20 protein-coding genes are annotated in these 21,579 nt (G+C 61.2%); 10 read left to right on the top strand and 10 right to left on the bottom strand.

Features of this window, described 5'->3' with window-relative positions; translation table 11 throughout:
* Nucleotides 1–49: 49 nt before the first annotated feature.
* From AC1D75_RS07710 to AC1D75_RS07740, 7 genes are all read right to left on the bottom strand, one after another.
* The gene (locus tag AC1D75_RS07710) at nt 50–247 is read right to left on the bottom strand and encodes a hypothetical protein (RefSeq protein ID WP_495514687.1); all 198 of its coding nucleotides are present in this window, start codon (nt 245–247) and stop codon (nt 50–52) included.
* A 110-nt stretch (nt 248–357) separates the two neighbouring features.
* Nucleotides 358–582, bottom strand: a complete 225-nt coding sequence (locus tag AC1D75_RS07715; RefSeq protein WP_482135708.1) for a response regulator transcription factor — start codon at nt 580–582, stop codon at nt 358–360.
* Nucleotides 583–737: 155 nt separating this feature from the next.
* Entirely contained in the window at nt 738–1,733 is a 996-nt protein-coding gene (locus AC1D75_RS07720) for a DUF8320 family protein (protein WP_495514688.1), read from the bottom strand.
* Nucleotides 1,730–2,953: a sensor histidine kinase gene (locus AC1D75_RS07725; RefSeq protein ID WP_495514689.1), complete on the bottom strand. Its 1,224-nt coding sequence runs from the start codon at nt 2,951–2,953 to the stop codon at nt 1,730–1,732. Before AC1D75_RS07725 ends, AC1D75_RS07720 begins: the two co-directional genes overlap by 4 nt.
* Complete coding sequence (locus tag AC1D75_RS07730; RefSeq protein ID WP_495514690.1) at nt 2,920–3,582, bottom strand: LuxR C-terminal-related transcriptional regulator; 663 nt, start codon at nt 3,580–3,582, stop codon at nt 2,920–2,922. The genes AC1D75_RS07725 and AC1D75_RS07730 overlap by 34 nt, the downstream gene beginning before the upstream one ends.
* A 176-nt stretch (nt 3,583–3,758) precedes the next feature.
* Nucleotides 3,759–4,736 carry a WecB/TagA/CpsF family glycosyltransferase gene (locus AC1D75_RS07735; protein ID WP_495514691.1) on the bottom strand — a complete coding sequence of 326 codons (978 nt, stop codon included), beginning with the start codon at nt 4,734–4,736 and terminating at the stop codon, nt 3,759–3,761.
* 40 nt (nt 4,737–4,776) lie between these two features.
* The gene (locus tag AC1D75_RS07740; RefSeq protein ID WP_495514692.1) at nt 4,777–6,282 is read right to left on the bottom strand and encodes a sugar transferase; all 1,506 of its coding nucleotides are present in this window, start codon (nt 6,280–6,282) and stop codon (nt 4,777–4,779) included.
* Between the two features lie 539 nt (nt 6,283–6,821).
* Here AC1D75_RS07740 and AC1D75_RS07745 point away from each other — a divergent pair.
* Genes AC1D75_RS07745 through AC1D75_RS07780 form a run of 8 tightly spaced genes read left to right on the top strand, consistent with a single transcriptional unit; the run spans nt 6,822 to nt 15,492 of the window.
* Nucleotides 6,822–7,889, top strand: coding sequence for a Gfo/Idh/MocA family protein (locus tag AC1D75_RS07745; protein ID WP_495514693.1), 1,068 nt, complete (start codon nt 6,822–6,824; stop codon nt 7,887–7,889).
* On the top strand, nt 7,886–8,878 hold the full coding sequence (locus AC1D75_RS07750; RefSeq protein WP_495514694.1) for an NAD-dependent epimerase/dehydratase family protein: 993 nt from the start codon (nt 7,886–7,888) through the stop codon (nt 8,876–8,878). The genes AC1D75_RS07745 and AC1D75_RS07750 overlap by 4 nt, the downstream gene beginning before the upstream one ends.
* Nucleotides 8,875–10,008 carry a DegT/DnrJ/EryC1/StrS family aminotransferase gene (locus AC1D75_RS07755; RefSeq protein WP_495514695.1) on the top strand — a complete coding sequence of 378 codons (1,134 nt, stop codon included), beginning with the start codon at nt 8,875–8,877 and terminating at the stop codon, nt 10,006–10,008. Before AC1D75_RS07750 ends, AC1D75_RS07755 begins: the two co-directional genes overlap by 4 nt.
* Nucleotides 10,008–10,655, top strand: a complete 648-nt coding sequence (locus tag AC1D75_RS07760) for a NeuD/PglB/VioB family sugar acetyltransferase (RefSeq protein WP_495514696.1) — start codon at nt 10,008–10,010, stop codon at nt 10,653–10,655. Before AC1D75_RS07755 ends, AC1D75_RS07760 begins: the two co-directional genes overlap by 1 nt.
* Nucleotides 10,652–11,788 carry a DegT/DnrJ/EryC1/StrS family aminotransferase gene (locus tag AC1D75_RS07765; protein WP_495514697.1) on the top strand — a complete coding sequence of 379 codons (1,137 nt, stop codon included), beginning with the start codon at nt 10,652–10,654 and terminating at the stop codon, nt 11,786–11,788. Before AC1D75_RS07760 ends, AC1D75_RS07765 begins: the two co-directional genes overlap by 4 nt.
* Nucleotides 11,789–11,843: 55 nt before the next feature.
* Nucleotides 11,844–13,121 carry a glycosyltransferase gene (locus tag AC1D75_RS07770; protein WP_495514698.1) on the top strand — a complete coding sequence of 426 codons (1,278 nt, stop codon included), beginning with the start codon at nt 11,844–11,846 and terminating at the stop codon, nt 13,119–13,121.
* A gap of 11 nt (nt 13,122–13,132) precedes the next feature.
* Nucleotides 13,133–13,723, top strand: coding sequence for an acyltransferase (locus AC1D75_RS07775; RefSeq protein ID WP_495514699.1), 591 nt, complete (start codon nt 13,133–13,135; stop codon nt 13,721–13,723).
* Entirely contained in the window at nt 13,720–15,492 is a 1,773-nt protein-coding gene (locus AC1D75_RS07780) for a glycosyltransferase (protein WP_495514700.1), read from the top strand. The genes AC1D75_RS07775 and AC1D75_RS07780 overlap by 4 nt, the downstream gene beginning before the upstream one ends.
* 19 nt (nt 15,493–15,511) lie before the next feature.
* Here AC1D75_RS07780 and AC1D75_RS07785 read toward each other — a convergent pair whose 3' ends face one another.
* Nucleotides 15,512–16,072, bottom strand: coding sequence for an acyltransferase (locus AC1D75_RS07785; protein WP_495514701.1), 561 nt, complete (start codon nt 16,070–16,072; stop codon nt 15,512–15,514).
* 136 nt (nt 16,073–16,208) lie between these two features.
* On the bottom strand, nt 16,209–17,435 hold the full coding sequence (locus AC1D75_RS07790) for a hypothetical protein (RefSeq protein WP_495514702.1): 1,227 nt from the start codon (nt 17,433–17,435) through the stop codon (nt 16,209–16,211).
* A 911-nt stretch (nt 17,436–18,346) separates the two neighbouring features.
* Between AC1D75_RS07790 and AC1D75_RS07795 the strand changes: the two genes are divergently transcribed.
* Both AC1D75_RS07795 and AC1D75_RS07800 read left to right on the top strand, forming a co-directional pair.
* A complete protein-coding gene (locus AC1D75_RS07795; protein WP_495514703.1) occupies nt 18,347–19,378 on the top strand; it encodes an O-antigen ligase family protein in 1,032 nt (343 codons plus the stop codon).
* Nucleotides 19,379–19,467: 89 nt separating this feature from the next.
* Nucleotides 19,468–20,238: a hypothetical protein gene (locus AC1D75_RS07800; protein WP_495514704.1), complete on the top strand. Its 771-nt coding sequence runs from the start codon at nt 19,468–19,470 to the stop codon at nt 20,236–20,238.
* A 79-nt stretch (nt 20,239–20,317) separates the two neighbouring features.
* On the opposite strand, the gene AC1D75_RS07805 is transcribed toward AC1D75_RS07800, so the two are convergent.
* On the bottom strand, nt 20,318–21,565 hold the full coding sequence (locus AC1D75_RS07805; protein ID WP_495514705.1) for a rhamnosyltransferase WsaF family glycosyltransferase: 1,248 nt from the start codon (nt 21,563–21,565) through the stop codon (nt 20,318–20,320).
* Nucleotides 21,566–21,579 lie beyond the last annotated feature (14 nt).

The following is a 21,579-nucleotide window of genomic DNA, read 5'->3' on the forward strand; positions in this document are numbered from 1 at the left end:
CCTGTGACGCTAAGTCTGGCCGAGCCTGGCGAGCAAGCTATTTGTCCGCTCACCGGTGTCGTCGGCGTAGGTGTGCCAACTTTGCCTCGGCGACGTCGTAGAGCATCGGTAACGCAGTTATGTCGACGTCAAGGCAGTCGGCGACCGTTGTGGCCGGGATTCCGGCGGCTCGCAGGCGCAGCGCGATCGAATACACCACCGGTAGTTCATTCATAGCGGTGTCGAGATCAGGCGCGTTGGTGGCCACCTATGCATCGTCACCCGATCTGGATGGCGAGGGTGGGGTAGCGGACTACCCCGATTACGGGTGTCGATTCGTGGTTCGACTCAACACCCTGCGATGGATTCCGGGATGTGTCAGAACTCGTCGAGTGTGACGTAGCCGTCTTGGAGAGCGCGCGCCAGCAGTGCTGCTTTGGTGTGCGCGGGTCGGCCGCTGGCCGCGTATTTACCTCGGATTCGGTTGACGTGAGTGTTGACGGTCGCCGCAGTGATGAACAATTCGCTGGCAGCGCTGGACTTCGAGTCATGCTTTACCCAGCAGCGCAGCACTTCGATCTCGCGTGCGGTGAGACGTGGCATGGCAAACCCTCTGATGCTTAGAGGGGCAAGTGACAAGGTCATCGAAATATCTCCTGGTGATCGGGTTCCCGGCCCAGGATGATCTTCTTATGATTGGCGACGATCGGGTAGACACATCTTCTGGTTACACCAAAAATGCCTCATCGTTACCCTTGCTAGCTAGCAAGGTCGGAGGCCGGATCTCCATGCACGTCAAGATCAATCCTCATCGTGCCAGACTTTTCGTCACTGCGATAGATCGAAATCAAACTCGATCTTCCAGGAGGTAGAACGCGGATTCGTAAGTGCCCGCCGTCGGCGGTGTGGAGTACCTCGTTCACATGTTGTGTGACCCGCCGGTGGACCGCAGGCGATGTGTAGGTGAGCCCGCCGTCATCGATCATCACAACGTCGACACCTCGACGCCGAGCCGCACGCACATTGCCGGCGACTGCCACGTTTGTCAGCGCTGCCGCCTGTATCTGATCGCGGAGCTGACCCTCGAGCAGCGCGCAGGTCCTTTTGTCTGCGCCAGAAAGTTGTTGTCCCTCGGCGATGCGCGTGAGCATCGGCCGGACCATCGATTCGAGATCGGCGAGCCGGGACATGCGTTCTTCACGGGCGGCGCCGGCAGCGGCTGCTCGAGCCGCTTCCTCGGACTCTGCGCGGTTCATCGCCTCGATGGCGAGAATCGAACGACGCAGGACCAACGCGAATGCTGTTCCGATGAACAGCCGGGCCGGTAACAGCAGCAACAGAACCAGCTCCGGGCGTCCTTCCGAAAATATCGCGGACCACGCGATGATGAGGACGTAGCAGGCAGCAAAACTGGACCAGGCGAGCAGGATTCGTCCGCGCAGACAGAGGATGACGCACAGTATGGCGACGGCACTGACAAGCCAAGGTGGACGGCTGCTTTCGATGACTTGAGGTTCAGCGATCAGTAGCGTGAGCACGGCCGCTGGTAGCGCCAGGCAAGCGATGGCCGTGAAGCGGAGCTCGAGTGGGTCCTTGCGCCCGAAGGTGATTGCGCCTGCGCCGATGCCGAGGAACCCCAGCGTGACGATGACCGGCCACACAGCGCTGTCGGCGGGCAGGCTCCCGAGGGCAACAAAGGCGGTGACCACAACAAAACTGAGAAACGCCAGACCGACGAAGATTCTGGTGCTCATGTCGGTCGCCGCCAGGTCAGTACCACCTGGGTCCCGTTGCCCGGCTTCGAGCTGATCGTCACCGATCCGCCCGAGATCTGTTCCAGCCGTCCACGAATCGACAACGCAATACCCAAACGATCCGAGGGGACGCGACTTTCGTCGAAGCCGATCCCGTTGTCTGAGATATCGATGGTCAGTGAGTTTGTGCCCATCGATAGCAGAACCGAACGCTCGGCGTCCGGACCGGCGTGCCGAACACTGTTGTGCAGTGCCTCGGACATGGCAGCCATCATCGCGTGCACGGCGCCCTGCGGATAGGTCGTCGACGCTTCGATTGCCGCGGTGTTGTGTACCTGTGAACCCGGGTCCACGATCTGTGCGGCAGATTCGGCCTCAGAAATGACCTCGGTCGGAGTCAAGGCGCGCTGTAGATCATCATCGGCCCGGAGATCGTCGAGTTGCTTCAGGGTGGCCAGCGCCTGGCCTTGCAGTTCGGTGTTGGTGCCCTCGCGGGACGCGGCCCACATGATCGACATGACGCGATCGTGCGTGATCGCATCCAATCGCGCCCGTTCACGTCGTCGACTCTGCTCGGCGGCAGTGGTTTCCGCACGGCCTTTCGCGCGGACCTGGGCGCGATCGCGAAGCCTGCCGGTCTCCAACGCGATGATTGCGATGGTGAAAGGGACCGCTGATACGAACAGTCCCCAGGCGAGGTCGGGGACGAACTCGGACGCGCTGGTTCGCTCTGCCGCAGAGGCGCTGATCAGGCGGGTTGCCGTCACCGATACCAGGAGGTAGACGGTCGCAGCGGGGAGTGGCATCGCAACCACAGCCGCCACACTGGCGACGCCGGCTATCGGAGTCAACCAGGCGCCGCTCCCATCGCCGGTCGGTAGTCCGTTCCACACGAAGGGGAACGATGCGAAGACGACGACGTAGGAGATCGAAACCGCCCACGCCGCGCGATAGGTCCAGCGGTCGTCCGGGATGAAGGTGCAGATGAACATCGCCGCTGCGGGCGCGACGATCAATGTCAGCGCTGCGACGGTCCACCACGTCGGGACGACTTCCGAGAGAGATCGGATGGGGGTGATCAGCAGCAGCGGGTAAAGGCACATCGCGATGGATCCGAACCGGCTGACCTGTCGAGCTGTGAGATCGCCGGCCGATGTCGGCGTCGGCGACCCCGGTGTTGCCGATCTCAGCGACGAAAGCGCCGCGGCATTGGTAGCCATCCGTCCTCCAGTGCCCGCTTGTACAGATCGGTCTTGGTAGGTGCCGGCCGACCTGCCTCGGAGTACTTCTGTTTGATCCGCCCTACGTATGAGTTCACGGTCTCGGCCGACAAGCCGGTGATCGAGGCGACCCGCGTTGCCGGCTCGCCCGCGGCGTACAACTCGAGTATCTGACGTTGTCGGGGGCTGAGGTCGACCGCGGCGAGATTGGGATCCGAATCGATGGCGGTCGCCCATTCCATGGTGGGAACCACCACGCCGGACAGCGCTGATCGGATCGCGCTGATGAGTTCGTCTACATCGACAGATTTTCGCAGGATGCCGAGCACCCCCGAGGTGAGCGCTTCGCGGATCAGGAATGGCTCGGACGCAGAGGTGAACACCAAGATATTTTCGGTGACGGTGTGCAGCTGTTCGATATTGCTGCGTGGCCTCGAATCGTCGGAAAGCCGAAGATCGAGCAGAGCAAGATCGATCGGCTCGCCCTGATCGATGAGCTTCGACACCGTCGGAGCATCAGCCACCACCGACAATCCGTCTGCCTGATTGATGATCGTCACCAGACCCCGCCGGGTGGTCGCGAAGTCTTCCACGACACCAATACGGGCAAGCTCGCACGTCTCATCCATGGGTCACACGATGAGAAATTACGAAAGCCTCCATTGGTGGGACCTACTGGTTCAAGTCGCGCCTGAACAGACACAACGTCTATTTGCCGGTTCGGGACGAACGCGCGCCCATGTTCTTGAGCTGGCCAGAACATATCTTAGCTGTCACCAGCTAAAATCGCAGGACTCGGTGCGGATTACCCGGCGGATACGGACGGTGCTGCCGTCGATGAAAGTGTCTGTGAAGCAATTCCCGGCGCTCGGGATTGTGCGGGCGATGTGAGATTGCGGGAGGGCTGACTCACCGTGCGCTGACCTGGACCGTTGCCCGAGGTGGAGCGGCTGGTGGTCTCGACAATGGCTGAGCGGAAGTCTCGTGTCACTTGCGCGCGGCGCAATGTGAGCAGCTCGGGCGGACCTTCGAGCAGATATCGACGGGCCAACCGTCGCGGATCGGATCCGAGCCGATGAAGCCATTCAAGACCGAGGCGTTGCAGTTGGACCGGCGCCCTCGCAGTGGTTCCCGCCAGGAAGTCGGCGGCTGCACCGAAGGCCAGCAATGCGCGTGATCCGGTCCGTGTACCGAAATGTTCGATCCACATCTCCTGACGGGGTTTGCCCAATCCGACCACGAGTATGTCGGTCCCGGCATCACGAATTTCCTCGGCGTCCCGTGCACATTTGCGTGGGTCTGAGAGGTCGGCGCGCTCAGGCGACCAGTAGCGCACCGGGCCCAGCCCGCCAAAGTCCTCCCTGATCCGCTCGTCCAGTTTTTGGTGTAGCTCGGGAAATCCCCCGTAGAAGCCGACGCGGCTCCCGGCGCGCTCGGCCTCGTGCAATATCGACGGCAGTAGATCAGCGCCCGTGAGGCGAGGCCAGGGGCGTCCCGTCAGCTTGGTCGCGCGGGCAACGATGGGGGCCCCGTCGGCGAGTAGTACCCAGTCGACGCCGTCATCACCGTGTCGGTCCGGGTGGTCGAGGCGTGGGCCACCGGGGGCGGTGAAGTGATGTAGGTGGTCGAGGTTGACCGATCCGATCGCCAGCGGGGTGTTCCTTGGTCCGCTCAGGCGCCTCTGCACCGTATCGAGCACAAGGTCTTCCGTGCATAGGTCAACGGGAACCCCACCGATCATCATTGTGACCGTCTGCGGTGCCAAAGTTTTTTCTGAGTGCATCGTCGCTCTCCTGAAAATGGGGTGGAGTCGGGGTGATCGGCTAGTACGCGCCTTGGCTTTTGATGACGGCACGCAATGTGCGCCAAAGGATTAGGAGGTCCTGCATGATCGACCAGTTCTCGACGTAGAGAAGGTCGAGGCGGACGGATTCGTCCCATGAGAGCTCCGACCGCCCCGAGACCTGCCACAGTCCCGTCATCCCGGGGCGAACGAGCATTCTTCGGACCACCGGGCCGCGGTATTGCGCGACCTCTTCACGGAGTGGTGGTCGCGGTCCGACCAGGCTCATCTCGCCGGTCAGAACATTGATCAGCTGGGGGAGTTCGTCGAGGCTGTACCGGCGCAGAAAGGCACCGACACGAGTGACGCGCGGATCCGTACGCATCTTGAATAAGACGCCGTTTCCGTCGGATGCTTCAACCAAGGCGGCTTTTTGCTGGTCAGCCCCGTCGACCATGCTGCGGAACTTCCACATGAGGAACGGTTTGTTGCCGAGTCCGATGCGTTCTGCTCGATAGAAGATTGGCCCGGGCGAGCTGAACTTGACCGCAATTGTGCAGGCAAGAAGTACCGGCACCAGAAGAAATAAGAGTGCACCGGCGCCAAGTCGGTCGACTCCGGCTTTGAGGAACCGGTTCGCGCCGGCGTAGCGCGGTTTGTCGATGTGCACCATCGGGAGTCCGGCGACCGGTCGCACCATCATCCGGGGGCCCGCGATGTCCGTGACGCCGGGCGCCACCACCATGTCGACATCCATTGCCTCGAGCCCCCAAGAGAGCTCGCGCATTGCCGAATAGCCAAGCGCAGAAGCGGATGTCACGGCGACGGTCGTTGCGCCGGTCTGCTTGACCGCATTGGTGAGCCCACGAAGATCTATGGCCGGCGGTTGCAGGCCACGCGGCGTCGCGGCCGCGGCCAAGTGGCCCACCTGGGAGCCGGCGTTTCCCCTGGTGTTGACGAAGCCGACCACTTTGTAGCCCAAGATCGGGTTGTCCTCGATGCGATCTATCAATGGGATCGAAGAATCGGAATCGCCCACGACGAGTATTCGTTGAAGACTTGTTCCATTCGACCTCTGGTGGGTCAGATTCTTTCGCCATGCCCATCTCCCAGAGAGCAGTGCAATTGTCCCGAATGGCAATGCGACTGCGACGAACCCTCGGGCAATGTCCAGCTTGAATGCAAGGTCGAAAATCGCCAAGAAGCCAAACGCCATAAAGCATGCAGTGGCTACTCGGCTGTATTCCGCTGCACCAGATCCGATAATTCTCTTATCTGAGCTCTGCGTCGTGCGCAACGCCACAATCCATACTACGGATAGCGCGATTGTCTCGATGAGCAGATGTTTGCGTTGGGCAATTTCTAATTCCCCATTTCCGTAGAAACGGATTATTACCGCACCGGCTACCGCGCCGAGTACCAGCGCGAGATCGGTCCAGCGTATGCGCCGCACATACGCCGACGACCAGCGCTCAAAAGTGCCGTTGACCAGCTCAAGGGGCGGTCTTTCGCTCTGGGTGGTTGCGACGTGCGCTTCGTTCAACATGACCCTCGGCCCCCTTGCGCTGTTCGGATTTCGAGTGTGGACGCAGGATTCTGATGCCACAGGTAATCGAATAATGGCGAAATTACCGTTGATTGCTCGACTGCTCACATAGTCCAATTGGGCTACAGGTGATCGTGATGTATGCGCACATAAATAGCCCGCGAAATGCAACTTGAATGGTGAGCTATTTATATCAATAGACGATCATCAATAGCCACGCTCAGAATGAACGTTACGCTCAGAACTGCACTATAGGAGCGGGATTGATGCCGAAGGTCATTGCCTTTACTTCGAGCTTTTCTGGGTGTGCCAGCAGAAATTCAATCAATCCGGCTACAAACGTTACTTATGCTAATCATATGGGTGATCGTCTGAACGCATTCAGTTTCGAATCTGGCTCGCGGTTTCGGCAATATCCCACGCATAATCGGCGTTGTGATCCCAAGTTCGCGACCGGGTGGCGGAGACGCTCCGCTCCGGTCGAGCGTGCATCTTGGCTGCCTCGGTGGTCGCCCACGCGTTCTATCAAGGAGCAATCGATGAAGAAGCAACTCGGTGTGGCAGTCGTCGGCGCCGGCTACTGGGGGCCGAACCTGGTTCGGAACTTCCGGGCGTCACCGGATTGGGATCTCGTCGCCGTGTGCGACCTGGACGAACAGCGTGCTCGCGCGGTGATCGGTCCGCGGTCGACGGTGGTCGCCGAGTCGTCATTCGAGCGGCTCCTGGAGCGTGATGACATCGACGCGATCGCGATCGCGACGCCGGCCCAGACCCACGCATCACTGGCGATGGCCGCGATCGAAGCCGGCAAACATGTGTTGGTGGAGAAGCCGCTGGCTCCCAGTGTGGACGAAGCGGGGTTGATGGTGGAGGCGGCCCGCGACGCGGACCGGGTCCTGATGATCGACCACACTTACTGCTACACGCCTGCGGTGCAGTACATCGCCCAGGCCGTTCGGTCTGGGACGCTCGGCAACATCATGTACATCGATTCGACTCGAATCAACCTGGGGCTGGTGCAGCCCGATGTCGATGTCTTCTGGGATCTGGCGCCGCACGACCTGTCGATCCTCGACTTCATTCTGCCCGGAGGGCTCAACCCTGTTGAGGTGAGTGCCACCGGAGCTGATCCCTTGCGGGTCGGCAACGCATGTGTCGGTCACATCTCACTGACCATGATCGATGGATCGACCGCCCATATCAATGTCAACTGGTTGTCGCCCACCAAGATTCGGCAGATGGTCATCGGAGGCAGTCATCGGACCGTCGTGTGGGACGATCTCGACGCGCAACGCCGGGTAGCTGTTCACGACAGGGGGGTCGACCTCGCATTCGGCCGATCCGAAGATGAACGGCAGGCTGCGCGGGTCTCGTATCGCCTGGGAGACATCACGGTTCCTGCGCTCACCGAGAAAGAAGCTTTGGCGACGATGGTGGGAGAGTTCGCCGACGCGATCAGAACCGGGCGGTCGGCCCGGACCGATGGGGCCGCGGGACTGCGGGTGCTGTCGGTCCTCGAGGCGGTTTCCGAAAGTCTTGCCGCCCGAGGGCGCCCCATCAAGCCGCGTCAGTACGACAATGCCCTTGCCTTCCGGAGTGCATCATGACGGCACTACATGGCGCGTCCGTCCTGGTGACCGGTGGTGCCGGCACCATTGGCTCGACCATCGTCGACCAGTTGTTGGATGAAGGTGTGGATCGGATTGTGGTTCTCGACAATCTTGTTCGCGGTCGGGAGTCGAATCTATCTGTAGCCCTGGATGATCCGCGCACCGAGTTGGTGGTAGGTGACCTGCGTGACCGTGACCTGGTGAATGATCTGACCAAGGGGGCCGATCTGGTTTTCCACCAGGCTGCGATCCGGATCACCCAGTGCGCCGAAGAGCCACGACTTGCACTTGATGTTCTCGTCAACGGAACCTTCACAGTTCTCGAAGCCGCGGCTGCACACGGTGTCGACAAGGTGATCGCAGCGTCGTCCGCGTCTGTGTACGGAATGGCTGAGCAGTTCCCGACAGGTGAACGTCACCATCACCACAACAACGACACCTTCTATGGCGCGGCCAAGAGCTTCAACGAGGGCATGCTCCGCAGCTTCCGGGCCATGTACGGGATGAGGTACGTCGCACTGCGGTACTTCAATGTGTACGGCCCGCGGATGGACGTGCACGGCCTGTACACCGAGGTTCTCGTCCGTTGGATGGAGAGAATTGCGGACGGCCTTCCGCCGGTGATCTTCGGTGACGGGTCGCAGACAATGGACTTTGCGTACACCGAGGACATCGCACGCGCGAATATCTTGGCCGCTCTCAGTGATATCGATGAGGGCGTCTACAACATTGCCAGTGGCATCGAGACCTCACTGCTGGAGCTGGCTGATTCCCTGCTGCGTGCCATGAACTCACCGTTGTCAGTCGAGCACGGTCCGGAGCGCGCCGTGAACGGGGTGGCTCGGAGACTCGCCGACGTCACCGCAGCCCGGCGTGACCTCGGATTCGTTACGGACGTGGGTGTCGAAGACGGACTACGTGCGCTGGTGCAGTGGTGGGAGCCGCAACGCGAGAGCATCGCTGCAGGCCGGGTGGCCGCCTCATGACTGCCGTGACCAGGCTCAACGTGATGCAGCCCTACCTTGGTGAGGAAGAGATCGCGGCGGTGACCGAGGTCCTCGAATCTGGATGGGTTGCGCAAGGCCCCCGAGTCGCGGAATTCGAAACCCGCTTCGCGGCGGCGGTGGACTCCCGCAATGCGGTCGCGGTATCGAGTTGTACTGCAGCCCTGCATCTGTCGATGGTGGTGGCAGGTGTGCAAGCCGGCGACGACGTGGTGGTGCCGTCATTCTCGTTTGTGGCGACCGCAAATGCGCCGACGTACGTCGGCGCCAACCCGGTGTTCGCCGACGTCGATCCGGTCACCGGCAATGTGACCCCCGCGACCATCAAGGCGGCACTGACACCGGGAACCACCGCGGTGATCGCCGTTGATCAGGGTGGCATCCCCGCCGACATCGCCGCCATCAAGGCGCTATGCGAACCACGCGGCATCACAGTGATCGAGGATGCGGCGTGCGGGGCGGGTTCACGCCTTGCGAATCGCCCGGTGGGCGTGCACGCCGACATAGCGGTGTGGTCGTTTCACCCGCGCAAATTGCTCACCACCGGTGAAGGTGGGATGCTGACCACAAACCGGCCGGACTGGGCCGACCGCGCCCGGAAGCTACGCGAGCATGCGATGAGTGTCAGTGCGACACAACGTCATCAGAGCGTGTTGGCTCCGGCCGAGCAGTACCTCGAGGTCGGATTCAACTACCGGATGACCGACCTGCAGGCCGCGGTCGGCATCGTACAGCTGGGCCGGCTCGGCGAAATGGTGACCCGGCGACGTGTCATGGCGGGTATGTATCAAGATGCGCTCGCGGATATGTCCGGCGTGCGCTGCGTGGCCGACCCCGTCGGCGGGCGATCGAACTTCCAATCGTTCTGGATCGAAGTCGGTGCCGGGCACCGCAATTCCCGTGACGAACTACTCGGTGAACTCGCAACGGCGGGGATCTCGGCCCGCCGGGGAATCATGGCCGCGCACCGTCAGCCGGCGCACGCGTGGCGCGAGCACGCCGATCTGACAGTCACCGAACGGTTGACCGATTCGACTCTCATTCTTCCCCTGTTCCATCAGATGGCCTCTGACGACCTGTTCCGGGTCGTGGATGTGATCAGGGGGACCTGATGCGATCGGTGATCCTGATCGGTGCCGGCGGTCTTGCCAGGGAAGTCATAGCGCTGCTCGAATGTTCGACAGAATATAAGCCGATCGGTCTACTGGACGACAATCTGGTTCTGCACGGTACTGACATGGGCGGCCTGCCCGTGCTCGGCGGTATCGACTCGGCCGGTGAGCACGACGATTCCGACTTCTTGGTGTGTACCGGATCTGGTCGGTCGCGCAGGCTCATCGTGGACCGGCTGCTTCAGCTGGGAATCGAGAGCGCACGGTACGCCACTGTCGTCGCCCCGGATGTTCGGGTGCCTTCGGATTCCACAGTCGGTCCAGGGGCCATCCTCCTGGCAGGCACGGTGCTCACCGCCTCGGTATCGATTGGACGCCACGCCGTGCTGATGCCGCGGGTGGTCTGCACACACGACAACCGGATCGAAGACTTCGGGACACTCTGTGCCGGAGTAGCTCTCGGCGGATCCGTGGTGGTGGGAGAAGCGGCGTATCTGGGTATGAACAGCGCTGTGAAACAAAACGTCCGGGTAGGGGCGTGTGCGGTTCTGGGTATGGGCGCGGTCTTGCTGACCGACCTGCCCGCCGACGAGGTCTGGGCGGGCAACCCCGCACATCCCATCAATCATGGAGACAGCAGGGAATGACAATAGAGCGACTTGCCCCACTCACCGATGTGCCCTTTGTGGATCTCGTGTCGCAGTTCGACGACGTCGCCGATGAGGTGATGCCGCAGCTCCAAGACCTGCTGCAGAGCGCCGGGTACATCGGTGGCAGACCGGTGGCAGATTTCGAGTTGGCATACGCTGCGTTCTCCGGTGCGCGCCACTGCGTCGGAGTCGGCAATGGCACCGATGCCATCGAGATCGCGCTGCGCGCAGCTGGAGTCGGTTCGGGTGATGAGGTGATCCTGCCGACCAACTCGTTCATCGCGACTGCGGAGGCCGTGAGCCGGGCCGGGGCGACGCCGGTCCTCGTAGATGTCGACCCGCAATACCTGCTGATCGATCCGGAACAGGTTGAGGCGGCGATCACCACGCGCACACGCGCGATCATCCCGGTCCATCTGTTCGGGCAGAGTGCACCCGTCGAAAAGCTCATCGACATGGCGGCCCGGCACGGTGTGGCGATCCTCGAGGATGCCGCACAATCGCAGGGCGCAAGTCGATATGGTGTCCCGGCCGGAACCACCGGGATCGCCGCCGGGACAAGCTTTTACCCTGGGAAAAACCTCGGAGCAGCGGGCGACGCGGGTGCGGTGCTGACCAATGATGAATCGATCGCGGACCGGGTCCGAACTATTGCGGCGCACGGAAGCCGGCAAAAGTACGTGCACGACGTCATCGGCTTGAACTCCAGGCTGGACGCCGTCCAGGCGGTGGTCTTACGCGCAAAGCTCGGACATCTGGAGCGTTGGAATCAACTGCGGCGTGACGCAGCCGACCGCTATGGAGAGCTTCTCGCGGGAGTCGAGGGTGTACGTGTGCCGACATCGGCCCCGGGCAATGTGGATGTGTGGCACCTGTACGTGGTGCGGGTCGACAGCCGTGACCGGGTGCTCGAGAAGCTCGGGGCCGCTGGGATCGGAGCGGGCATCCACTACCCGACACCGATTCATCTGACCGGGGCATACGGAGCGGGTCACCGATCCGGGGAGTTCCCGGTCAGTGAGCGGGCGGCCCGCGAAATCCTCTCGCTACCTTTGTTTCCGCACATCACGACCACACAACAAGAGTGCGTTGCGGACTGTCTCGGGCTGATAGTCGGTGGCACCCGGTGAGGCGGCCCATCGCGCCGCCGGGCCGGCGTGGGAACCGTCGTCGAAGGTGAAACGAATGCGAATATTGGTCTATCCCAAAGATCTCCGATCCGGAGATAGTCAGCGAAGCGCTGTCGAACTGGGAGGGGCAATGGCTGCCGCTGGGCATTCGGTCACGGTTATCGGTTGCCCCGGGATGTTGGTCGAACGGGTTCATGAGCTCGATGTCGAGCTGGTTCTGATGCCATGCGGTCAAGAGAAGAGCACTCTTCAATCGATTCTACGGTTGCGAAAAGTTATCCAGGAACGGTCGATCGATGTCGTCCACGCGTTCGAGTGGGAGGCAATATCCGAAGCATTCATTGCCGCCAATCTGAGCCGCCGGGAGGTGGCAGTGGTCGGCACGATCCACTCGCGAGGTCCGTCTCCGATCCTGCCGCATACCGCTCCACTCCTGATGGGAGCAAGGAGTGCAGCCGCGGAGAAGCGGATCGCGGGATTCACGCGGGTGGGCGTCCTGGAGCCATGGGTGGACACGGCGAAGAACGCGCCCGGACTACCTACGGTTACCGGAAACTTCCTGGAGCGCAGTCATATCGACAGTGATGGGTTGCTCGTGGCGCTGGTGACACCGCTCGACGACGAGCGTTCCATCACCAGCCTGATGACGGTGATCGAGACTGTTGGAGACATCGCCGCGGAGGGCACATCCGTGCAACTGCTGGTGATCGGAGAAGGGGCACTGCTCGGATCGGCTTCGGTACGGGCAGCTGAGTTCAACCTCCGGTCCGGGCGCGAGGTGGTTGTTGTGGCGGGTGAGTTGCTCGATCGCCGAATTGCATATGCGGCTGCCGACGTGGTGGTGGGTTCGGGCAGTTCCTTGGCGCACGGCATGGCCTTTGGGAAACCGGTTGTTGTCGCCGGCGAACGCGGCTTCTTCATGCCGTTGAGTCATGCGACCATCGACGAATTCTCGTGGAGTGGATGGTACGGCGTCGGTAGCGGTACGCGCCTTGGCAAAACCGAACTCCTCACGGCCCTGGAGCCGTTGCTCGAGAGTGCGCGACTTCGAGAGTATCGGGGCACCTATTCGCGAGAAGTGGTGGCGGCCTACGGACTGGATGAAGCGGTTCAACGGCAACTCCAGGAGTACCTTGACGCCCTGAACACCAGGGTCGGCCGGTTCGCGAGGTTTGTCGACGTATGTCGCGTGGGCGCAGCCCTGCTGATTCGCCGCGGTTTCCGGTTGCGCCAGGATTCACCTCGCCGCACACCTCCGTCTCGGCCGAACAAGCCCCGCATCGACAGCGCACGCCCCGACCACATTGCGAAAGCGCGGTGTGACCACCTATGAAGGCGAACGATATGACAGTCGTCAGTGACAGGCGCGTTCAGATCCACCCTCAGGCACTGTGCGAAAGTAGTGATGTTGGTGCGGGGACGAGGGTCTGGGCGTTCGCGCACATTCTGAGCGGGGCGCGCGTCGGACGTGACTGCAATGTGTGCGACCACGCCTACATCGAGTCCGGCGCGGTGGTCGGAGATCGGGTGACCGTCAAGAACCGAGTCCTCATCTTTGCCGGCGTGACGATCGAGGACGATGTCTTCCTGGGGCCTGCAGTGGTTTTCACGAACGATCTGCGTCCACGCGCTCACATCAAACGTGGCGATGAAGCGTTGGAGTCAACCCGGGTGCGACGTGGGGCGACGCTCGGCGCCGGTGTTGTTGTGGTGTGCGGAACGACAATTGGTGAACATGCGTTTGTCGGGGCCGGTGCTGTTGTTGTCGCCGATGTGCCGGCGTATGGCTTTGTGGTCGGGAATCCGGGCAGACGTATCGGGTGGGCGTGTGAATGCGGTGAACGCCTGGTCGAGCATCTTGGCTGTGGTGACTGCGGACGTACCTACAGAGAAGCCCACGGCGGACTCGAACCATATGAGAGCGATGCACTATGAGTACTGACGACTTTGTAGGCGCAGAGGTCCGAGCTGACGTGACCGTTGTTGTGGTGACCTACAACAGCAGCGCCGACATCGGCCATCTCCTGGCCGATCTGCGGCACGAAGCCCACGACAATGTCGTTCGAGTGGTGGTTGTCGACAATGATTCATCCGATGGCACAGGGGAGATCGTCGCAGAACACCGCGATGTGATTCTGATCCCGGCCGGTGGCAACATCGGCTACGCAGGTGGGATCAATGTCGCACGGAGACATGTCGGTGACTGCCGGGCGGTACTGATCCTGAATCCGGACTTGCGGGTACATCGCGGTGCGGTGGGGATGATGCTCCGCGTTCTCGACCGCAGTCGGGTTGGTGTAGTCGTGCCGCGGATTGTCGACGGTGAAGGATTGACCTTTCCGTCTTTGCGGTCGGAGCCCTCGGTGCTCGGCGCGTTGGGCGATAGTTTGCTCGGGCCTCACTTTGCCCACCGAAATGCACGCTGGACTGAAACTGTCTGGAATCCAAGACTTTATCGGGATCCGCACGAAATCGACTGGGCGACCGGTGCGGCGCTGCTGATCCGTGCCACTGTCGATCGGACGGTCGGGGACTGGGATGAACGGTACTTCCTATACTCCGAGGAAGTCGACTTCTTCCGTCGTGTGCGCGAATCGGGCGCACTCATTTGGTTCGAGCCGCGCGCCGTGGTGGCACATCGAGGCGCCGGATCAGGTAGTTCCGCGGAGTTGGCTGCGCTGATGTCCGTCAACCGGGTCCGCTATTTCGACCGTTACCACGGCAAACTGCACTCGTCATGCCATCGCACGATGGTGGTGCTCGGTGAATTGTTGCGCTCCAGGGACAGTGGGCACAGGACAACACTGCGAGTCCTCTGTGATCGTGCGCGTTGGGCAGAATTACCGAAGGCCGCACGGACGCCGGTGTTGACCGATGGTCTCGCCTTGGGTGCGGTCATCGTGCCGGCACACAACGAAACTGCCGTCATCGGACGCACTCTCGCGCCACTGGCCACCGCGGCGGCCAGTGGCGCGATCGAGCTGATCGTGGTGTGCAACGGTTGCACCGATGGCACGGCTGACGCCGCTCGGGTGTATGCCGGCGTGACCGTCGTGGAGACTAGCGTGGCCTCAAAGATCGCAGCACTCAATCTTGGCGATGCAACCGCGACGCTATGGCCCCGCCTGTATCTCGACGCCGACACCACGATCTCGGCAGTGGCTGTGGCGCAGGTGTTTGCGGAGCTGAAAACCGGATCGGTGTTGGCAGCGCGTCCGTCGTCGAAGTTCGACTTGGACGGAGTTGACCGAGTCGTGCGGTCGTACTACCGGGCAAGATCCCGGATAACGTGGTTTCGGTCTGCGTTGTGGGGTGCCGGTGCCTATGGCCTCAGCGAGGCCGGGCATCGTCGCATAGGTGCGTTCCCTGAGCTGACCAGCGACGACCTGTGGGTCGACGCACAGTTCGCTGCGGGGGAAAAATGCGTGGTCGAGACCGCGCCAACTGTTGTGGTGGTCCCACGTGATCGAAACAGCCTGTTACACATGCTGAAAAGGGTCTATCGAGGAAAAGCGGAGATCGTCGAGGCCCCGAGTGCCGTCCAGACCTTTCGCGCCGTAGTCACTTCCATCCGCGGGCCTCGATCGGCTTGGGACGCAGGCGTATACGTAGTTTTGACACTCGTCGCTCGTCGGCGAGCACGGTTGGGCGCCGCAATCTCTTGGGAACGCGACGACAGCAGTCGCACACTTCTTTCAGTGTGAGCGACGGGCTACTCGGTCATCAGTGTGCTGACCTTTCGTGCTGCGCCACGGCTGAATCGACGCCTTCGGGCAAGTCGCGTTTTCGTACCGCCGGGACCCCTGCATATAGCCCGTTGGGCGCACAATCAGTGGCAACGACCGAACCTGATGCCACAATGCAGCCTTGACCAATCGTCACTCCGGGCAGGATGGTCGTGTTGGCGCCGATCCAGGACCCCGTACCAATCGTGACGGGGGCCGAAGTCAATGCTCCTGCTCGAGCCAGCGAACTGCCAACCTCGTGCGAGCTTGTGACGATCGTGACCTGCATACCGAAACTCACGTTGTCTCCGATGGTTACCTTCGCCGAGGTGTCGATGAAGGCACCGTGGTTGATGAATGTCTTGCGCCCGACGGAGACTTCCCCTGTGCCGAAGAAACATCTGGAGCAGATGTGCGAACGTCTCATGTTCATGCCGGCTGCGCGGTAACACAGCCATCGGACTTCGGCAGGAATCGCGCCAGACGCGATGATTCCGTTGATCAACACGTCATGAAAGACCATGTGGAGGGCTGCGATCACTTTTGTTGCAGCTGACATCGGCCGGTCACGGCGGCCTTGTGCGACTGAGAGCTTGGAGCGATGTTGACTGTACTGGTTGAGGCGCAAGGCTTCACGATCCTTCCGTCAGAGGGCATGTGCATCCTCCTTGGTGCGGAGGAACTGATCGTGGCAATCAGTTTGCAAGCCCGCAGGTGTTGCCGCCTTGTATTTGATAAATGTGGACGGCATTGCCGTCCTGGAAGTCATCGGTCAGCACGCCGTCTTCGATCTGGATCTCGCGGTTCTCGTCGACAACGATTGCCTTGCTGGGATTTCCACACCTGAACTTCACAGATGAAGTTGTTGCAGTATTCGTCGTCGACCCTGCGATCAGATAGAACCGACCGTCAACCAGCTTGGCAGATACGTCGACCGTTGGGTCTGTGTCTACCAGGTTGTCGACGAAGGGAGCGTTGAGAACAGGTGCCAACCGGGTGATCTGGGCGTTGACAGCGGTTGTCGCAGGCAGAGGCTCGGGACAGTCTCGCAGGACGTGCTGTGTGGGACAGTCGCCCCCAAAGCTGTGGTTGAAATAGACGATTCCACGCGCCCCGTGGATGATGCTGCTCCAGACTGCGGCGCGGATCTGGGGTCCGGTTATCGTTGGCGAATCCGCTTCCGAGGCCGGATGGCCTACCTCGACAACGTTCCAAACGGGTTTGCTGCCCGTAGGTTTCACCAGCGATCGCACTCGTTCGGTGTTCGCGCCGTAGTTGGACGCGCGGCGGCATTCTTCTTGGGTCAACGCCCTGTCGGTCTTGAACAGCGCCCCGCCCTCGGATGCGCCGCAGATGTTCGTATCGGTAAACCAATAACTATCGACAGAAACCACATCAACGAAGTCATTGATGAACCTCGCCGCTTGGTCGTCGGTTTCCCAGAAGGCCACACCCTTGCCAAAGTTGGAATACGACATCATCTCGGGCGGTAGGCCTCTCAGCTGGTCCTCCATGACCGTGTAACCGCATCGTGCTGTTGACGGAGAGCAGATTTCACCTGCTCCAGGTTCGTTGCCGGTCCACGGTGCGTCACCGGGCCCAGCCCACATGTCGACCTCGTCGGATGCCGAGTATCCCGACACGGGCGCAGTGGTCTCGATCCAGCCCGGCAGGGCGTACATGCCCGCTCTCTTGATTGTGCTGAGGTCGGTTCCGCTCACTGGTGCGACGTAGGTGTTGAGCCCGGCGGCCGCGTCGCGCGGCCAGCCCGTCTCGTCAACAACTGATTCGGCCCATACCCCCAACGGGAAGAAAGTTGGGTCGGCGGGCAGACCGTTGGTGAACTGGTCGTAGAAGGCCGCGCCGCCATCGACCGGGCGAAGCGTAGGAGAGGCGTCGTCTCCGCTGCTTCCGAACACCACCGGCTTGTTGTCGTCTCCAGACGGTGACGACACGCAGCCGGTGGCGATCAGTAAGCACGCAGTGAACGTCGAAACTGCGATCGCCGCTGCTCGACGCTCCGATGACCGACGACGATGGTGGTGGTGTTCGGACCTTTTCGTCACTGCAAATGCCCTCATGGCTAGGTCGTGCAAGGCAGACCGGAAGACCCCCCGGGTGTCAGGCGTTTCCCAGCGTCAACCAGGTACGTTCGATTGTCAAACACGGTCGCATCGGACAGTGGCTGTCTGTGCTGGGAACCTGTTGTGGTTCTTGTGATTAACGTGTCCCGGCCCGCGTCGAGTTCACTCGAACAGACGACAATCGCCATTGTGGCCGGTCTGGCGGATGAGAAAATGCCGCGACTTACGTCGACGGGATTTGTAGTGCGATCGATGTTCTTTCGTTGAGGCGACACGTCTTTCGGTCTAGCCTTAGCAATGACAACCATCGAATTGGTGCCGCCCGGAGTCCGTGGGCGATATCTGACCGTATTTTCGAAGAGCGAGGCGGAGTTTCAGTGGCCCAACCGATACCCAGCACCGGGCGGTTCGGCACGCACGGGGCAGATCGGGCACCGTGGCTGCTGTTGTTGACCGCGGCCGCGATGTTCGTCTTTCCTGCGAACATGATCCTTGGCCCACTCGGCGCCAGCGGATACGTGGCGATGGTTCTGGCAATCTTGCTCTTCGTGACGTGGGCGGCGTCGGTTGTCTTCGGAGACCACGATCCGTTCCGTGTCCGCTACCCAGCACGTCTTGGACTCGGTGCGCTATGGCTCGCGACTGTCGCGGCGTACATCGCCATGCCTGGTGGCCCCGCGACTCCCACTGGAGTCGCAGCGGCCAACCGGTGGTTGCTGAGCCTCGCGGGGATCACGGGAATCGTCTTCGTGATCGCCGAGACGGTGGTTTCGAAGGGGGCGGTCATGGGGCTGGTTCGGACCTTGGTCGGCGGTGCGACGTTCTGTGCCGTTATCGCTGTTTACCAATTCATCACACACGACAATCCGGTCATGTGGATCCAGTCTCTGATGGTCGGTATGTCCGACAACGGCGGGGCTTACGCCTTTCAGCCGCGGTATGGATTGATGCGTGTGGCTGGGACGGCGTTCAACCCGATCGAGCTCGGAGTTGTGATGGGGATGATGCTGCCGTTTGCGATCTGGAAGGCACTGTTCTGGACGCGAAACAGGTGGTTCTCAGTGGTCCAGTTGTTGCTGATTGTGGCGGCGGCGGTGTTCTCGGTATCGCGATCGATGATGCTGTGCATTCTTGTCTCGCTGGTATTTGCGATTCCGCTCTTCCCCAAAGAAGTCCGCAGATGGTGTCTGATCACAGTACCGGGTGTCGTCGCGGCCCTGTTTGCGTTCATTCCAGGACTCGTCGGCACACTGATCGGGACCGTTTCGGCTGGGTCGAGCGATCTATCAATACAGACACGTTTGAACAACTACCCGCTGGTCGAGGCGATGGTCTCGGATCGGCCGGCGTTCGGGATGGGGCCCAGCACATTCCTGGTCACCAATGCGCTTCGAATACTCGACAACCAATACTTGAAGACTGTTGTAGAGATGGGCTTGGTTGGATTGGCGGCCCTCGTGGCTTACTTCCTGCTGCCTGCTACGGCGAGCCTCATCGCGGGGGTCCACTTCCGTGACGACGAGGGTTGGCGTGCGCTGGCGGGCTGCGTGGCGGGTGCGTCCGTTGGTGCGGCGGTCACCGCTGCCACCTTCGATGAGCTTTCGTTCCCGATGGTCACCGTCCTCTTCGCATTTGTGGCGGGATTGTCCGGAACGGTGTGGAATGTAGCGAAGAATCCTTCGCTTGACAAAACTGTTTTTTGGGACAGTGAAGTTAAAATGCAGCGTAAAGATGAAATATCGGTGCGCCAAGACGTCAGCTTTTCAGAGGGGCGGAAATAGCCGTGGATCCATTTGCAATTTTCAAGCTTCTATGGACGCACAAGTGGATTACCATCCCATTCGTCGTTCTCATTGTGGTGGGATGCGGTGTGGCGTTCATCTACGGGCCGCGCTCCTATGAATCGACTTCGTCCTACGTGGTCATCAGTCCTGGCGCACCGTCGGAGCAAGCGATTGCGAAAGATCCTTCGCTTGCCAAGGAGTCCAACAATCCATATCTCCGGTCGGAGCCGGCGTTGGCTGCGCAAGTTGTCGCCACCAGGCTCGGTGCCAGTGACATCGGCGAGATGCTCAAGGCCGAGGGGTTGTCGACGGAGTATGTGGTTACCACGGTGACGGAGGTTCAGACCAACCAGATCATTCGTATCACCGCCACGGCGGACACACCTGAGAAGGCTGTGGCCACGTCGGAACGGCTGGGCGAACTCTTGTCGGAGCAACTTGTCGTCATGCAATCCGCAGGCGGAGCGGACAACGAATTCCTTTTGGTTGCGCAGCCCGTTGGCCCGCCAGGGTCTGCGATCGAGAAGAAGTCGAGTCGCTTGAGGACGGTGGTGGTGCTCGGCATCGCGGGCGTTGTGCTGCTGTTCGGGGCGATTTCGTTGGCGCGTGCTGTCGAGAAGCATCGTTCGAAGTCGGCCACTGCCAGTGGTGATCCCGACAACGACAATGGCGGTGATGGCGGCGAAGACACGCATCCCACTGACGTGAGTCCACCGGCGACCTGGGACTCCCTGCGGACGCCCGCCGCTGCGGCGGCAGCGGGTGAAGTCACCCCCAGTGCGGAGGTCGAAAGTGCCGAGGACGAACCTGACGAAGTGGACCTTCGGAAAGTGGTGAGGGAGAAGAACTCGCGGTAGCCCGCCTACAAAACACACTGGATCCCGGCCTCGACCGCCGGAATCCAGTGTTGGGTTCGTCTGAGGGGTGACGTCAGATTCAGAGCTGGGTTCGCCCAGAGGCGAACTCGGATTCCACGATCGATACCAACGTCGATTTCGCTGAATCCCAATTGTCCAAACGGACCGACCGAGACGCTTCGAGTGCGAGCTGCTGGCGGTCCGATGTTTCGACCGCAGCAGCAAGGGCGCTTGCCAGCCCAGACGGTGTCGGTGCCGCCCAGCGGACTGCGGTGCTCGGCATGTCTGCGCGAGCGTAGGGCGAATCGTTCACAATCGGGATTGCCCCACATGCCAACATCTCCTCAACGATCAGGGAGATGTTCGTGAAAGACAGCGCTAGCCCGCCGATTGATTGGTTGTAGAGTTCAGCAAGCAGGCGAGGACTCGTCCGAGCGTGGTTGTACACGGGAAAAGGCAGTGACGTCGTCGAGTCTCCGAATGCATGAATGGGTTGTTCGGGGTGACGGTGGTGGAACTCGCGGAGTGCCAAAACGGCAAGGGCGGCGCCCCGGCGCGGGTTGCCAGGCCGCGAATAGAACACCACGCCATTCCTGTCTCCACGGTTGGTCAGGTTGTATACCCCAGTGTCACAACTAAACTCGAGCACATCGACCGGACCGAATGGCCTGACAAGATCCCCGACCATGTGCCCGATCGTGATGTGCTTGAAGCCGAATCTGTAGGAGTCCTCCGCCAACGCGCTCTCGGATCCACGCGGGTAGAAGAAGGGTTCGTAGTCCTGCACAAAGTAGAACCTGCGGCCAGGGGTCTCGGTGCCTCTACTGCCCAACACGTGCGCCGTTTCCCATGACGTGGCGAAGTATGCGTCGCATCCGCTCAAGCCGTTCGCGATATCGACAACTTCGGCCTTGACTTGTGGCCAGAACTGCCTGATCACCCCGGAGTGGTACTCGACGGGTGTCGAATTTCGTTCATACAGGTAGACGATGCATCGATGCCCAGCAGCCTCCAGCGCCTCGACCATCCGAAAGATGGTGGTGTGGCCGCCGGAGCTGCCTACCGGCGGAGCCAGTACCCATCCGATGGTGAGGCCTGGTCCGGTGCTGCGGGGGGCAACCAGCGGCCAGTGCACGCCGTTCGAGTCACAGACATCGCCGGGGTCGAGGGGGAACTCGAGCGCGCCCGCTCCGGTTGCCTCGTACGCGCGTCGCGCAACGCGGCGGGTGATGTCTCTGACATCACCTTCTTCGAGCAACGCTCTGAGCTGTGTGGCCCGTCGACGTAGTTGCGGCATGGTCCTGTTCGGCATCTTCAAAAACCCCATTTCTGACAACGTGC

The sequence above is a fragment of the Williamsia sp. Y712 genome (genome assembly GCF_059445525.1).